Origin of the sequence: Pseudomonas sp. MWU12-2037, assembly GCF_023242345.1 — a bacterium.
Classification (GTDB): domain Bacteria; phylum Pseudomonadota; class Gammaproteobacteria; order Pseudomonadales; family Pseudomonadaceae; genus Aquipseudomonas; species Aquipseudomonas gingeri_D.
On the sequence record NZ_JALLIZ010000010.1, the window covers coordinates 40,801 to 55,663 of the forward strand.

The window sequence follows — 14,863 nt, forward strand, 5'->3', positions numbered from 1 at the left end:
TTTCGATGTTAAGTGACGAACGGGGTACAAACTTTACCTAGTCTTTACTTTGGCGCGTTGCGAATTCATCAAAAAGAACTGTCTGAAAGGTATGCCCGGGGATATTATTAAATCCGGTTCGGTGCAAATGCAGAGGACTTATCATGATTAGTCGACTCTCAAAAATGAAAGTAGCTGTCTTGCTTGTTGGCGTACTCGCCATTGCAGGGCAGGCTGATGCCCGGGGTGGGTACGGTTACGGCCACTATGGCTACGGCCACGGTTACGGCTGGGGTTGGGGCGGTCCGGCCCTGTTGGGTGCGGTGGTCGGCGGGCTCGTAGTGGGCTCGGTTGTCGCCAACTCCCAACCGGTTTACGTTCAACAGCCGGTTTACGTCCAGCCGCAGCCGGTGTATATCCAGCAACCGCCGCCGGTCTACTACCAGGCACCGCCTCCGGGCTACTACTACGCGCCACAACCGGTTCCGGCGCCGCGTTAAGTGCTCGCTGGTCACCGTGATGTTCTGAGTGATGCAGGTCCCACCTGAAAACGGGACCTGTTTGTTTGCGCGGCCAAAAGGCAGGACCCGGCTGACACTCTTGCGCCGTCGAGGCGTGGTCAAAATGGCGGGTGCGAGGGTGCAGGCATACTGCTATCGCCGTGCTGCATTTAATATGTCGCGCTGTTTTTTATATCATGTATCGTTTTATATACACAAAAAATAGCCGGAAGTTGGTGTTGGATCGGTGAGTTCAATCCATTTATGAGGGGGGTCTGCATTTTTGGAACTGCCGGGCGGCGGGGGAAAGTTTAAGGTAACAAAACGGATACAGAATTTACCAAGTATTTACTTTGGCGCGTGACGTATTCCCCAGGAAAAACGGTCTGATCAGTATTCCCGGAGCGTTTATTAAAATAGCCGGTTTGATGCAGAAAAGAGGATTTATCATGATGACTCCGCTCTCAAGAGCAAAAATAGCCGTCGTGCTCCTGGGCGTGCTCGCCGTCGCGGGGCAGGCTGAGGCCCGTGGTGGGTATGGTTTGGGGGCGGCCTTACTGGGTGGTGTGGTCGGCGCCGCGGTAGTGGGGACGGTCGTCGCCAACTCCCAGCCACCGGTTTACGTTCAACAGCCGGTCTACGTCCAGCCGCAGCCGGTGTACGTCCAGCAGCCGCAGCCGGTTTACTACCAGGCACCGCCACCCCCTCCGCCGCCGGGCTACTACTACCAGCCACAACCGGTTCCGATGCAACAATAGGGGCTCGTGGCTCATGGCCACTGGCGTGATGACTCGGATTGCGCTGTATAACGACAAACCCCGCCGAAGCGGGGTTTGTTGTTTTGACGGGCTTGAGCAGCGCTTAGGCGGTGACGCTGATGGTCTCGCCGATGCTCTGCCCGCTGCCGCTTACAGACGGTTTGGCCGAAGCGGTTGTGCTTTCGCTGTCGCTGCTGGTGCTGCTTTGTGCGGCGTGGCGGTGATGGTGCTTATGGGTTGCCGCGGTGCTGCTGGCGGTGGTGCTGGTGGTCGCGGATTGCGTAGCGGCCTGGTTCGCAGCGGTTGTCGCGGCCTGGGTGGTGGCGGTGGTGGGGGTTGAAATCGAAGCTGAGATTGCACCGATAGACATCGTGACCTCCGGAATACTGGGAAAGCCTGCGTGAGTCGGAACGAGAGGCGCAGGTAGTCATTTGTAGTCTCTGAATTATTTGACCATTCAGAGGGGCCGGCTGCGGGAAAGTCCCGAAGCTGATCAGAGGTTAACACCACTACTTTGTCGGCTTTATCAGCGTAATGTCGGGTCTGTGTGGGGGTTTTTGTACACTGTTTAACTTGCTTTTGATCCTGCGTGCAGGTGCAAGCGAACATGAGTGAGTAGGCGGCCCGACATCGTGTGTCAGTGAGCGTTCAAGTTTCCTGAACGAGAAGTATGGCCCTTGTTATAACGGTCGTTATTTTCACGTAAGCCCTCCCTCCATGTGGCAATGACGATCTGTACCAGCCCCAGTTGGATAAACTGCTGTAGGGTCGATCCCGCCGAAGGTTCGGCTATCTGCGAAAACGTTCTTCAGGGAGCACTGGCGTCATTGGCGCTCACCTTCAACCACAGGCTCAGCTCCGTCTTGAGGAGCTCGCCGTAGTTGTTCCTGAGCAGTACGTTGCGCAGATCTATCGGGTAGATGGGCGCGTCGCCATAGATGATTGTCTTGATTCCCTTGCCGTCGTAGCCTTGGCGGCGGGCCTGTTCGACCATGTCTGTGAACATGGCGGGAGCCACGAACAACGTGATATTGCCGAACCTGCTCGCCAGTTCGAACAGCTCGTCGGCCTTGAAGTCGCGAGACTCCGGGACGACATGGCGAGCGCCCCGACGCACATGGATCAGGCTGTAGAGTCCGGCGCAGTGAGACATTGTCGCGGCATACACCATGGCGTCGATCGGATCGACATCGGGCGTACAGTCTTGCGACATGGCCGTCATGTCACCGTGGCTCAGCATCACCCCCTGGGAGTGATCAGTGGGGCTGCAGGTGTAGAATAACCAGGCCACGTCATTGGCCTGACGCGGACAAGGCGTGTCCGGTGGCGAAGTGATTGATGTGAGTGCTCCCATGTCCTCTCGATCCAGCTCTCGACACTCCTGGGGCAGGGCTCCGGGCGCGAACACCTGGCCGCCATCGGTGAAAATCAGCCGAGACTGCGAGTTGCGCACGATCCAGCCGACTTCGACTGGGTGCAGCTTGCAGTTGATCGGCACCGCCACGGCACCGGCCCACCAGATGGCGTAGAGCAGTTCGAGGTATTCGCAACAGTTCTTCATGGACAGCGCGACACGGTCGCCGGGGGCAATGCCGTGCTCGTCGATCAGATACGCAGCTCGGTGCCGGACCAGAGCGACAAAGTCGCCATAGTTGGCGACTTGCTGCCGGCCCTCGAACAAGGCCGGATGCTTCGGGTAGCGAAGGCCGGCTTGGTCCAGCCAGTTGGCGATATTCATGCTCAGCACCTGTATGTCTGAAGGACCGAGGCAAAGTTGGCGACCGCTATCGCGAGCACTTTGGGATGACTGTCCAGGCTGAGGTAGCCGTATCGGGTGTAATCGATCACCTCCCTTGCGCGGGTGGCAATCTCGATGCGTAGGTTCTCGAAAACTCTGCAAGACACGCCCATCAGGCTTTTTTCATAAGCGCCGTCGAAATGTGGAGGGCTTATTTCAGCCATTCTCGACGCATTTCGTGCTTTCAGTTGTGAGGCTTTATTATCCTGGCGGTTGTCGAATTCAGCTGTTTTGTTCACGGCGAGCTCATCCATTGAGTGGGCGTTTTCAAAAGAACGGTGGTTGAAAGCGACGCTAGCGGGCTCATAACTTGATTTGTTTAAAGTATTTGAGTGCTTATAGATAGTGATAAATTCGCCATTATTTATTGGCTTGTTGGTGTTTTGTTAGAGAGTGGTCAATATCCATGACGTGATATTTTTTACCGTTTTTACCGAAAAACTAAGATCCAGACCGTTGTTTTTTTCACCGTACAACTAATCAGATGGTCATCTGTATGGTGGTTTTTTTTGAAATCTGTACCAAATTCTTTATTCGGTTCCTTCAATCTACACAGATAGGACGGTTGCCTCGCTAGACAGGCGCTTCGTGAACAGATAAACACAGTAACGCTTCACCACGCCGAACACCGCCACGATCCGTGTCAGCGCGGTGTCGGTGCTGGTTTTCTGTGCGGGGAATTCGATAATTTAAATAATCAGGAAACAGGCGGCCAACTCATTTAAATAGATAAATCAATTAGACAAATAGGCCGCTAGCGCATGCTTTGCGCGATCTGCCTTGGGCTTAGCCACGCCATATCCTTGCGGCGACGTTGGGCGCTGGCAAGGAATACGTTTTTCAGGGACAAGGTCAAAGCCCCAGAGCATTACGGGCGCCCGGGGCTTTTTGTGGGGCTAATAGCAAGGGCTTTTGGATGGCAAAAAGGAGAGGGCATTTAGCCTGGTGCCCCCATCACACTGCTCTGTCAGCCCGGCACGGCTATTTCTTCAATCACAGAGTCTACCTGCCGCTGTGCCAGCTCGATCAGATGCACGATACCCATCGCCACCTTGCGGTTGGCACCTGTGAGGTTGTCGGCATTTTCATAGGCGGTGGCGGCAGCGGAGTCGAGGATCGAGCTGGCGTTGACCAGAGCGTCTTCGCGGCTTTGGGAGGTGGCTGGGCATTTGTGCGGTGCTATCGAGCTGCGAGGCCTTGGTACGTGGCCTTCTGGCTGTATGTAGTGAGCCAGGGCGCGGTCGACAGCTTGTGGGTCGATGGTTTCCATGCCGAGTGAGGCGGGTGGATTGGGCGTTACCTTGAACATGATTGTGCATCCCCAATGTTGAATGGAGCTGCCGGCTATCGCTGCTAAACGAAGGAGGGTGGCAGCTGTACGCAGGTTAGCAGACCGGAACATTGGAGAAACCCGGCGCACCCGAAGGTGCCCTGCGCACAGCCACCATAAAACGGAGGCAAAAAAATTGCGCCCGACTTGGGTGGCGCTGTGCGCCCAATGTTAAAGATTCCAGGCTGCTAAACCCGGCCACTGATTTGGCAGTGACGACTCAAGGCTAGCCAGCGAAATCGGCAGGCGCAACAGGTCGGAAGTTTCTAGGAAATTTCAGACGATGAAAAGAGATGTGTCTTGCTGGTCGAGGAAAAGCGCCGGGGGATAGAGTAAGAGCGCTTGGTTGGATGAGGGCTATCCGTCCAGTCATTGCGGTGAAGTGGTCAAAAATAAGGCGATTTACTGAGGAGTGAAGGTTGGAAGACAACGACTCTATACCAAAGGAATGGCGGATCACGTTGAACCAATTCATAAGCTTTCTGGTAAAGGTTGGCCGCTCAAGCTCTTGTCCGGTATGCCCCCACGATGGAGAGTGGAATTTCTATATCGACAGGTCCCTGGGAATGGGCGTTGAGTCCTGCATGATGATCACCAGGATGGATGGGGTGTCACCAGAGGATTTGTTTTCTGAGCGAGTGGCGCATCCAACATTCTCGATGGAGTGCCCAAGCTGCGGCTACATGGCTTACACCAGCGTTAAAAAAGTTGTGGAAGGCTTGTCTGCCATGGAGAAAGAAAATGGGTGATGTCGTTTCTGGTCGCTGGGATGACAAGAAAGAGGGTTCGAGCAATACTGGTGGTGAGGAACCGCCTGGAGATCACCCCATGGAAGCGCGCGTAGCCGCACTGGAGAAAGCAATCCCTGAGATCAGGGAACGGCTTGCTCGCGTCGAGACAAAACTCGACAACGTTGAGAAAAACATGGCAACCAAGTCGGATGTGGAGGCTTTGCGCGGCTCAATCTCTACTGACGTTCAAAAAGTCGTCGGTGACTCGACTTGGCGCTTCGTACAAATCTCAGCTGTTCTCGCGGGGCTTGCCTTCACAGCAGCAAAATTCATTCACCCATAAATCCTGAACCTTGCCAAGCCAGGCCCCGTTCCGGGCCTTTCGTTTTTGCCTTCCTTGCTCATCACTTTTCTCCAGGCATAAAAACGGCCTACCTTTCGGTAAGTCGTTTTTAGTACTTGGTTATCACTGAAATAGCCCGCGACGTCTGTTTCACGCACTATCCCCCTCCCCATACTGCTGCTTCTGGAGCCCACCAAGGAAGCCAATATGGAACAGTATCGAATGCGGTCGCTCATGATCGTACTTGTACATCTCGCGGCATTCGTCCTCGTCAGCCTGGGCTTGCTGAGCCTGACGATGATGATGGCCTTGACTGGACGCTTATTCTTCTAGCTCAACCAGTTGAAATGTCTGCGCTCAAAGTACTGATCAGCGCTTGCGCCTGGGCGTCGCGTTGCGCGGTGTAGAGCACGATTTCACGAGAGGGCAGGGGCGGCAGGTCGATCCGCTGTGCCACGTCGACGCAGCCGTTGGGAGCCATGCGCCCGACCATCGCGCCTATTCCGATGCCGGCGGCGACGGCTGCGCCGATGGCCAGAATCCCGCTGCCGACAAAGACCTCTTCCCAAGGGCGATTCTGTGTTTGTAGCACCGCCATCACCATGCTCCGCATGCCACAGGGCGCCGGTTGTATCGCCAGGGGTAAAGGTGCTCCGGGCGGCAGTTCGAAGTCGCGTGCAGCCATCCAGCTAAATCGTGCCGCGCCAATCACCTCGCCGTCCTGGCGTCGGTTGTCGTGCCTCAGGATCAAGGCCACATCCAGCTTGCCCTGCTCGTAGTTCTCCAGCATGTCCCGGGAAGTGCCCAGGCTGAAGGCGACGATAACCTCCGGGTCGGTGTTCGCCATACGTCGCAGCCACAGGGTGAGATCGGCCCCGACAATGTGATGGCTGACGCCGACCCGCAGGGTGCGTTTCTGCTTGCCGAAGCAGTTCAGCGCTTGCTGGTAGTTATCCAGCAAATGCCGTGCGCTGGCCAAGAAAGTCTGCCCATGGGCAGATAGCGTTACCCGCCGCGGCGTGCGTTCCAGCAGCTTGCGCCCCAGGGTTTCTTCCAGCCGCTTTATCTTCAGGCTGATCGCTGCCTGGGTGCCGCCTATAACATCAGCGGCGCGGGTGAAGCTCTTGAGCTCCGCGACCAGGACAAACGCCTGGATAGCGTCGATGTCGGGCATTTTCATGGTTGAACTGGAGGTCCTGTCTCGAAGGTAATGAAGTTACCATGGCCAGTGACACCTGTACCGAAGCCGGCTTTCGCTACCGTATGATTTACCTCGACTCGGCACTTATCCAGTCAGTCTTGGGCGGCAAATCCCTGCCATTTATCCCGGGTGGGCTTTCCTGGGACGCACGGCTTTTTCAGGCCGCCGAGACCTGCCTTTTTGAGATCGGGAGCGGCTTGCCCGGCCTGGCACTTTTCTCCAGGCATAAAAAAACGGCCTACCTTTCGGTAAGCCGTTTTTAGTACTTGGTGGCTACACAGGGACTTGAACCCCGGACCCCAGCATTATGAATGCTATGCTCTAACCAACTGAGCTATGTAGCCAAGTGGCGCGCATTATTCGCCGGTAACGCTATTGTGTCAAGCAAATATCTGAAAGTTTTCTCTGCGCTATCAACCGGTTAAGGCCCGACGGTGAAAACCGCGGGCCAACGCCGTCTCAACTCAGGCGGAAACGCCCGGTATTGTCGCTCAGAGCCTTGCTGCCTTCGCTCAGGCTGTCCGCCGCGCGGTTAACGGCGCGAGCCCCTTCCAGCAGCCGTACGGCGGCCTGGTCGATTTGCTGGATATTGCCGCTGACCTCATCCGCCGTGCTCGCCTGCTCGTCCACTGCCGTGGCGATCTGCGCCAGGGTGTCGGTGACGGTCTGCACCGCGCCGGCGATTTCCACCAGGCGCTGACCCAGTCCGGTCACCGATTGGGCGTCGGTCTCGGCCTGGATACAGGCCGCTTCCATCAAGGTCACCGCCTGGCTGACCGTGGAGCGCAGGCTGTCGACGGTGCTGGCGATCTGCGCGGTGGACGATTGCGTGCGCTGGGACAGGCTGCGCACCTCATCCGCCACCACCGCAAAGCCCCGCCCTTGCTCGCCGGCCCGCGCCGCTTCGATGGCGGCGTTCAGGGCCAGCAGGTTGGTCTGTTCGGCCACCCCACGAATGGTGTCGACCACCAGCTGGATCTGCTGGCCCTGCTCGCTGACCCGGCCCAATGCGGCTGCCGTTTCGTTGAGGCGTTGATTCAACTGCTGGATGCTGGCGGTGGTGCGCTGGCTGTCGCGACTGCTTTCCGAGGCAATGCGCTGGGTGTTCTGGGCACTGCCGGAAGCCTGTTCGCAACTCTGCGCCACGCCCTGGGAGGTGGCCGCCAGTTGGGTGGCCGCCGCGGCGATCTGGCTGATCTGCGCCTGTTGCGTCTCGACCTCGCTGAGGGCACCGCTGGAGTGGGTGTTGAGGGTGCGCACGGCCGCGCTCAGCTGCAGGGTTTCATGGTCGACCCCCTGCAGGCTGGTACGCAGTTGCACCACGGCGACGTTCAACGCGGTGCTGATGGCCGCGAGTTCGTCACGCCCCTCCACCGGCACTTGCAAGCAGAGGTTGCCGTCGCGCAGGGATTCGGCCAGCAAGGTGATACCGCTGGCACTACGGCGGATCGAGGCTTGCAGGCAGACGAACAAGTACAGTGCCGCCAGCAGCAGGCAACCGAAGATCGCCGCCAACAGGCTGAACTGGCGGATGGCCGCGCCGTGGTAATAGTCCAGGCGACTGTCGAGGGAGGTGAGGCTGTCCTGGCGCAAGCTGGCGAGCTCACCCAGCATTTTGTCCAGGGCCTGTTCGAAGCCATCGGGCTTGAGGGTGATGCTGCCGCCGAACATGCCGTCGTCGAGCACCTTGAGGCCCTCGTCCAGGTGCGTCAGGCTGGCATGGTAACGCTCGGCCCAGCTTTTCAGCTCCGCCGGCAGACGGCTTTCCAGCAGGTTGCCGGTCTTGGTCAACTGGTCCCGGGCATCGCCGATACGACTACGCAGGTCCTTCAATTGCAGGCGGCTTTGCAGGCTGAACTGGCCCGAGACCACGGAGGCCTGGCCGACACTGGCCAGCCGGCCGACCCGTTCGATCAGGTCCGGCGCATGCTGGGTGGCGATTTGCGTGAGCAGGTAGGTTTCCATCCAGGGGGCGAGGATCAGGCGACTGTCCATGGCGATTTGTTCGCGCAACGCTTGCAATGCACTCAAGGCGCTGGTGAAACGATCGTAGCCGTCCGGCCACCAGCCGACCTTGCTCAGGCTGGCGGAGTCGAGGCCGCTCAGGGCGGCTTGGAGGATCTGGTAGCGCTTCAGGGTGTCGGCATCGGCACCTTCGTTTTGCAGGGTCTTGCCCAGTGCCTCGACGGCCTGGTCGATCTCCGGTTGGGCCTTGTCCAGTGTTGCCATGGCCGCCAGGGTGGCGGGTGTCGGCTGCCGATTGGTTTCCGTGGCGCGCCAACGGGCGGCACGATCACGCTGGGCCTCCAGCAGGTTGTCCAGTGAATCGAGGGAGAGCAGTTGATGGACGCCGGCGCGCTCTTCAGTGATCAGTGCCAGCTTGCTGCGATAATCCTGGCCGATCAGGTACAGGCTGCCCATCAGTGGGACGATGAACAACAGGAACAGTACCTGAAACTTGCGGGCGAACCCGAAGTGGCCCAGCAGTCGAATCCCCGGTGATAAAAAAGCGTGCATGGTCGACTACTCCTCAGGGCACCGCGCACGATTTTGGTGCGATCGTAACGGGTGCCGTCATTAGATACTTCGGAAGTCCGGCTGTGAGGCGGTGTAGGTTAGCCGTTGTAGCGAAACTTCCCATTCTCGGCTCCCTTTGTAAGGGGGCGTGCTGTAAGCACTCAGAGCACGCAAGATTCAGACCAATGGCGTTACGCTATCAGCCATTTCATCGGGAAAAAACCGATTGTTAGCTCTGCAAGTATCTGGCGTGAGTGCACCGAAAAATGGCACATTGCTGCACCTGCAACTGTGCATCCATCCGTGTTACGGAATCACTTCATGGCCCTTTCTGAAACGTCCAGCGCTTCGATCTCGACGGCGACAGCGCCGCAAACCAGCCCGTTGGTGATGCGCGTGATCGGTGCCGTGGCACTGGCGCACCTGATCAACGATCTGATCCAGTCGGTCTTGCCGTCGATCTATCCAATGCTCAAGGCCAACTATGGCCTGACCTTTACCCAGGTCGGGCTGATTACCCTGACCTTCCAGGTGACGGCTTCCTTGTTGCAGCCCTGGGTCGGCTTTTATACCGACCGTCATCCCAAGCCCTTGCTGTTGCCGATGGGGATGATCAGCACGCTGATCGGGATTCTGATGCTGTCCCAGGTCGGCAGTTTCCCGTTGATCCTGCTGGCGTCGGCCTTGATCGGTGTTGGCTCCTCGACCTTCCACCCGGAAGCTTCGCGGGTCGCCCGCCTGGCCTCGGGTGGGCGTTATGGGCTGGCGCAGTCGAGTTTCCAGGTCGGCGGTAATGCCGGTTCCGCCTTTGGCCCGTTGCTGGCGGCGGCGATCATCATTCCGTTCGGCCAGGGCCATATCGCCTGGTTCGGCCTGTTCGCGCTGTTTGCCCTGGGCGTGCTCTACGGGATCAGTCGCTGGTACCGCGCGCACCTGAATCTTTTCAAGCTCAAGCAGGGCCAGAAGGCCACTCACGGGTTGTCGAAGCATCGGGTGATCGGGGCGCTGGTGGTGCTCGGCTTGCTGGTGTTCTCCAAGTATTTCTACATGGCCAGCTTCACCAGCTACTTCACCTTTTACCTGATTGAGAAATTCCAGCTGTCAGTGGCCAGCTCGCAACTGCACCTGTTCCTGTTTCTCGGCGCGGTGGCGGCGGGGACCTTTGCCGGCGGGCCGATTGGCGACAAGATCGGGCGCAAGGCGGTGATCTGGTTCTCGATCCTGGGCGTGGCGCCGTTCACCTTGATGCTGCCCTATGTGGACCTGTTCTGGACCACGGTGCTGAGTGTGGTTATCGGCTTTATCCTGGCGTCGGCCTTCTCGGCCATTGTGGTGTTCGCCCAGGAACTGGTGCCGGGCAATGTCGGGATGATCGCCGGGGTGTTCTTCGGTTTGATGTTCGGCTTTGGCGGGATCGGCGCGGCGTTGCTGGGGCATCTGGCGGATATTCACGGCATCGAGTACGTGTACACGATGTGCTCGTTCCTGCCATTGTTCGGGGTGTTGGCGGTGTTGTTGCCGAAGACCAGAAAAGTTTGAGCCTGAAGGGCCGGATCGCTCGAAAAGGGGCGGCCGGTCTTGGTCAAACGGTAGGTCTTCGCTAACGATTGGTACAATATTTTATATTTTTGTATACGAAAAATCGGCGGATATTGTATCTGGTCATCTGATCCAGGTTGGGTGGCAAATCGCTATTTGCCCGTGTAGTCTGGCCATTCGCACCCCACTTGCGCGGATGGTGATTGTCGTAATGAAAATAAAAAACAAGCTTGTCCTTGCCTTTGTATTGGTCGCCTTTATCCCGGTGAGCCTTGTGGCAGTGATATCGGTGCTGAATATACGGGCTCAGGCCGTCGATCAGTTTATCGACGGCAGCACCCGTGAAATACGCCAGATCGACGGCAATATCCGGCAGTTTTTCGATGGATCTCAGCAGAACGTCGATCAAATGGCGGTTGATCCTGTATACACATCGGTCGACAGCCTGAAACACTATGAAACCGCGGATGCCGCCAGCCATCCTCTGCCAGCGGCCGCTCGCCAGGTGATCGATGCGTTCGCCCGTTATGGCGCGACCCACCCGGCCGCCGCCATCCTGTCCATCGGCCTGGAAGATGGCAGCTACGCCAAATGGCCGGACGACCCGCAGCTATCGAACTACGACCCGCGTTCGCGCCCCTGGTACAAGGCCGCCATGGCCAGCCCCGGCAAAACGGTGCGAACCCCCGCTTACTACTATGACAAGGACGCGGTGGCGCTGGTCGGCACTGCCCGGGCAATGCTCGATGACGCCGGCAAGGCCAAGGGTGTGTTTGTCGTCAGCGTTTCGCTGAAAAACCTCACCGAGCTGGTCAAAAGCATCAAGCTCGGCGAAAGCGGCTACGTGATGCTGATCGAAGACGGCACCGTGCTGGTCGACCCCCGTGACGCCGCGCACAGCTTCAAGCAGCTCAAGGATCTGGGCGAGCCCTACGCCAAACTGGCCGCCACCGCGCAAGGTTCCACCGAGGTGGAAATCAATGGGGTCAGGTACATGGCCAATGTCTGGACATCCCCCGGCCTGGGTTGGCGTTATGTCGGTTTGATCGAGTACAACGAAGTCATGGGCGCGGCTACGCGCATGACCTATGTGACGGCGGTGATTGTGGTCGTGCTGGTGTTGCTCTTTGCGCTGCTCGCCGCGGCGTTCGCCAGGGTCATCGTCAAGCCGATCGGCCAGGTCAGCACGGGGTTGCAGTCGATTGCCGAGGGCGAGGGCGATCTGCGCCGTGATCTCGAGGTGCAGGGCAAGGACGAAACCGCGGAGCTGGCCGGCTGGTTCAACAAGTTTCTCGCCGCGATACGTCAGTTGATCCAGCGTATCGGCGCCGCTTCGACCAATTTGCAGGACGCCTCGCGGGTCAACAGCGAAGTGGCCGACAACATGAACCAGGCGGCCGGTCGCCAGCGTGAAGCGGTGGAGTTGGTGTCCACGGCTTTCAACGAAATGGTCGCCACCGCCAACGAAGTGGCCCGTTCATGCAGCACGGCCGCCGACTCCGCCGAGAGCGGACACCAGCGTGTGGCCGAGGGCAAACAGCAGATCGAATTGACCACCCAGAACGTCGGCCGCCTGGGCCGGCGCTTGACCGAGTCTTCCCAGGCCATGGTTGAGCTGGAGGAGGGCAGCCGCAATATCAACCAGATTCTCGGCACCATTCGCGCCATCGCCGAGCAGACCAATCTGTTGGCGCTGAACGCGGCGATCGAGGCGGCCAGGGCAGGTGACCAGGGGCGGGGTTTTGCCGTGGTCGCGGATGAGGTCAGGGCCCTGGCCAAGCGCACGTCCGACTCCACCGGGGAAATCGACCAGTTGCTCGGTACGCTCGGCAGCAAGACCCAAGAAGTGTCGCAGAAGATGGAAAGCTGCCTGGACCTGTCGCGCGCCAGTGTGTCCTCGATCGAGAGTGCCCGTGACAGCTTTGAAGGCATCCAGCAGTCGGTGAATGAAATCCGCGATCAGAACCTGCAGATATCGGCAGCGGCGGAAGAGCAGCACAGCGTGGCCGAGGAGATCAATCGGCATATCCAGCAGATCTACGACGAGGCGCGATTGGTCGAAAGCCTGGCCAGTTCCGCACAGGAAGACTCGGGCCGGCTTTCGCACCTCTCGAATGAATTGAACGGCTTGGTGGGGCGCTTCAAATCATAGAGGCAATGTGCCATTTTTGGGCTGGCCGATCCCCGGGCGATTCACTACACTTCAGGCTCTACTTAGCTGTCGGCTATCAGGTAGTCAACCTACATAGGGACCGGGAATCATAACCGGAACCTGAGGTGACAGGTTTGATGTCAGGGACTTCCCCGGAAAACCAGCACAAGAGTTATGCGCGTCCCGAGTTCTGGCAGCTTTCCATGCGTTGCTGCCAGCTGGCTGGTGCCGTGGACGTCGCTTTTCTCTTCATTTTTCTCATGCTGGGTTCACCCATCCTGGCCTGGGTCAACGTGATCAGCGTGGCCATGTATGTCTACGCCTATCGCGCGTTCAGCCAGCGGCGCAATCGGCTGGCGATCCTGCTGATCCGCGCTGAAGTGCTGGTGCACGCAGGGTTGGGAACGGTACTGATTGGCTGGGAAAGCGGCTTCCATTATTTCCTGCTGATGTTCATTCCGCCCCTGTTCGTGACCATGCGTGCCCGTAGCGCCTGGATCCTCGCGGCTTGCCTGTGGGCCTATTATGTGGGGCTGGATGTGCTCATGTGGTACATCCAGCCCCTGCAACCCATTTCCTCCAATGCCCTATTGGGTGTGCACATTTTCAACCTGACCGTGGTGTTCTGCATGTTCAGCTATCTGGCGCTGTTCTATGTGGTCACGGTGACCCGTGCCCACAGGAGCCTGGCGCGGATGGCAACGACAGATTCCTTGACCGGCCTGTTCAACCGCCGGCACATGATTGCGCTGACCGAGAAGGAACTGGCGCGGCACCATCGATGCCCCAGCAACCTGACCTTGATGTTGATGGATATCGACCACTTCAAGCACGTCAATGATCAGTACGGCCACGATATCGGCGACCGGGTGCTTGATGCGGTGAGCCTGGTACTCAAGCACTCAATGCGCGAACAGGATTTTATCGGGCGCTGGGGTGGCGAAGAGTTTCTGGCGGTATTGCCGGAAACCGATCTTGATCAGGCGGCTGTAAGCGCGGAGCGCATACGCAAGGCGATCCAGGCGTTGGTGATTGACAGTGACGGTCATAAAGTCAGCGTGACCCTGTCCATCGGCATTACCCAATATCGGGCCCAGGAGGCGCTGAGCAATGCTATTGCGCGGGCCGATCGCGCGCTCTACGAGGGCAAGTCAGCTGGGCGCAACAGGGTGGAAGTGGCGCTGGCTTGATTGCGCTGTAGGTGCACTCGGCAACTGGTCGATCTCACTTGCACGCATGCTTAACCCTGCAAAGGGCGACCGGCACTGATCCAGTTCTCGGTCTGCTTCATCGTCAGCCGGTAGCGCCACTCTTGAACAGCTCCTCGGTGGCGAGCAAGGAGTAACGGTTGCCCTCCAGGCGCGAGTTATAGCTCGTTACGGCTCAATAAAGCTCAATAAAGCTCATTACAGCTCAGTCAGTCCTGGGATTCTCAATACTTTCCTTGCTTCGGTCAGCACGTCGCAATACTCGAACATGCCTCATCCGTCGTGCTGTACAAAGCACTTCCCGAAGGTTTCTTGCTATCCTGACCATCCTCTTTCATGGACGAATACCGAGAGAAGCCATGGCTAACTCCACCCCGTCACGCCTCGGGAAGATACTGCAGGGACTGCTTTTTGCCCTGATCGGTATCGGCTTGTTGGGCATTGCCGTCAATCTCACCCTTGATCGGCGCGAGTTCCTCGCCCACGCACAAACCGCCGATGGCATCGTCAGCCACTTGAATGCCGGTGGTTCACATCCTGAAATTGCCTTCACCGCCAGCGGTGGTGAAAAGATCTCCTACCCCCAGGGCGGGTTTATTTTCGGCTATCAGAAGGATCAGCCAGTACGGGTGTATTACCTGCCCGAGCAACCGGTCAGCAGCGCTATCGTCGATGATCCGGCCGCACTGTGGGGCACTCCCGGGGTACTGGCTGGTATCGGTCTGGTGTTCATCATTGCCGGCCTGACAAGGGGGATCCGTCAGCGCGGTCGTGGTGCGGTTCATTCACTTAAAGGACTTTGAACGT

At 58.2% G+C, this 14,863-nt stretch carries 14 protein-coding genes, 1 tRNA gene and 2 pseudogenes; 9 read left to right on the top strand and 8 right to left on the bottom strand.

The window, feature by feature from the left end; all coding sequences use genetic code 11:
* Positions 1 to 143: 143 nt before the first annotated feature.
* Both M5B42_RS19195 and M5B42_RS19200 read left to right on the top strand, forming a co-directional pair.
* Positions 144 to 479 (top strand): hypothetical protein, encoded by a 336-nt coding sequence (locus M5B42_RS19195; protein WP_103497530.1) that lies wholly within the window; start codon positions 144 to 146, stop codon positions 477 to 479.
* Positions 480 to 931: 452 nt separating this feature from the next.
* Complete coding sequence (locus tag M5B42_RS19200; RefSeq protein WP_247263316.1) at positions 932 to 1,237, top strand: hypothetical protein; 306 nt, start codon at positions 932 to 934, stop codon at positions 1,235 to 1,237.
* Positions 1,238 to 1,340: 103 nt separating this feature from the next.
* On the opposite strand, the gene M5B42_RS19205 is transcribed toward M5B42_RS19200, so the two are convergent.
* From M5B42_RS19205 to M5B42_RS19220, 4 genes and pseudogenes are all read right to left on the bottom strand, one after another.
* A complete protein-coding gene (locus tag M5B42_RS19205; protein WP_103497528.1) occupies positions 1,341 to 1,607 on the bottom strand; it encodes a hypothetical protein in 267 nt (88 codons plus the stop codon).
* A gap of 531 nt (positions 1,608 to 2,138) precedes the next feature.
* Positions 2,139 to 2,975 (bottom strand): annotated as a pseudogene (locus tag M5B42_RS19210) (AMP-binding protein); the annotation flags it as partial.
* A 2-nt stretch (positions 2,976 to 2,977) separates the two neighbouring features.
* A complete protein-coding gene (locus M5B42_RS19215; protein WP_248746736.1) occupies positions 2,978 to 3,289 on the bottom strand; it encodes a hypothetical protein in 312 nt (103 codons plus the stop codon).
* Positions 3,290 to 4,002: 713 nt separating this feature from the next.
* Positions 4,003 to 4,344 (bottom strand): hypothetical protein, encoded by a 342-nt coding sequence (locus M5B42_RS19220; protein ID WP_248746737.1) that lies wholly within the window; start codon positions 4,342 to 4,344, stop codon positions 4,003 to 4,005.
* Between the two features lie 440 nt (positions 4,345 to 4,784).
* On the opposite strand from M5B42_RS19220, the gene M5B42_RS19225 reads away from it, so the two are divergent.
* Entirely contained in the window at positions 4,785 to 5,114 is a 330-nt protein-coding gene (locus tag M5B42_RS19225; RefSeq protein WP_248746738.1) for a hypothetical protein, read from the top strand.
* The gene (locus M5B42_RS19230; protein WP_248746739.1) at positions 5,107 to 5,439 is read left to right on the top strand and encodes a hypothetical protein; all 333 of its coding nucleotides are present in this window, start codon (positions 5,107 to 5,109) and stop codon (positions 5,437 to 5,439) included. The genes M5B42_RS19225 and M5B42_RS19230 overlap by 8 nt, the downstream gene beginning before the upstream one ends.
* 334 nt (positions 5,440 to 5,773) lie before the next feature.
* Here M5B42_RS19230 and M5B42_RS19235 read toward each other — a convergent pair whose 3' ends face one another.
* Entirely contained in the window at positions 5,774 to 6,619 is an 846-nt protein-coding gene (locus M5B42_RS19235) for a LysR family transcriptional regulator (protein WP_248746740.1), read from the bottom strand.
* A 59-nt stretch (positions 6,620 to 6,678) separates the two neighbouring features.
* On the opposite strand from M5B42_RS19235, the pseudogene M5B42_RS19240 reads away from it, so the two are divergent.
* Positions 6,679 to 6,810 (top strand): annotated as a pseudogene (locus M5B42_RS19240) (AraC family transcriptional regulator); the annotation flags it as partial.
* 97 nt (positions 6,811 to 6,907) lie between these two features.
* On the opposite strand, the gene M5B42_RS19245 reads toward M5B42_RS19240, so the two are convergent.
* Positions 6,908 to 6,984 (bottom strand) — tRNA-Met (locus M5B42_RS19245).
* A gap of 115 nt (positions 6,985 to 7,099) precedes the next feature.
* On the bottom strand, positions 7,100 to 9,157 hold the full coding sequence (locus M5B42_RS19250; RefSeq protein WP_248746741.1) for a methyl-accepting chemotaxis protein: 2,058 nt from the start codon (positions 9,155 to 9,157) through the stop codon (positions 7,100 to 7,102).
* 321 nt (positions 9,158 to 9,478) lie between these two features.
* Here M5B42_RS19250 and M5B42_RS19255 point away from each other — a divergent pair, with 321 nt between their 5' ends.
* Positions 9,479 to 10,696 carry an MFS transporter gene (locus M5B42_RS19255; protein ID WP_103496906.1) on the top strand — a complete coding sequence of 406 codons (1,218 nt, stop codon included), beginning with the start codon at positions 9,479 to 9,481 and terminating at the stop codon, positions 10,694 to 10,696.
* Between the two features lie 61 nt (positions 10,697 to 10,757).
* On the opposite strand, the gene M5B42_RS19260 is transcribed toward M5B42_RS19255, so the two are convergent.
* A complete protein-coding gene (locus M5B42_RS19260; protein ID WP_247263320.1) occupies positions 10,758 to 11,105 on the bottom strand; it encodes a hypothetical protein in 348 nt (115 codons plus the stop codon).
* Here M5B42_RS19260 and M5B42_RS19265 point away from each other — a divergent pair.
* From M5B42_RS19265 to M5B42_RS19275, 3 genes are all read left to right on the top strand, one after another.
* Positions 10,989 to 12,848, top strand: a complete 1,860-nt coding sequence (locus M5B42_RS19265; RefSeq protein ID WP_247263317.1) for a methyl-accepting chemotaxis protein — start codon at positions 10,989 to 10,991, stop codon at positions 12,846 to 12,848. The two genes, M5B42_RS19260 and M5B42_RS19265, sit on opposite strands and share 117 nt — an antisense overlap.
* 137 nt (positions 12,849 to 12,985) lie before the next feature.
* Positions 12,986 to 14,038, top strand: coding sequence for a GGDEF domain-containing protein (locus M5B42_RS19270; protein ID WP_248746742.1), 1,053 nt, complete (start codon positions 12,986 to 12,988; stop codon positions 14,036 to 14,038).
* Positions 14,039 to 14,415: 377 nt separating this feature from the next.
* Positions 14,416 to 14,859: a DUF3592 domain-containing protein gene (locus M5B42_RS19275; protein ID WP_248746743.1), complete on the top strand. Its 444-nt coding sequence runs from the start codon at positions 14,416 to 14,418 to the stop codon at positions 14,857 to 14,859.
* The last annotated feature ends 4 nt before the right edge of the window (positions 14,860 to 14,863 follow it).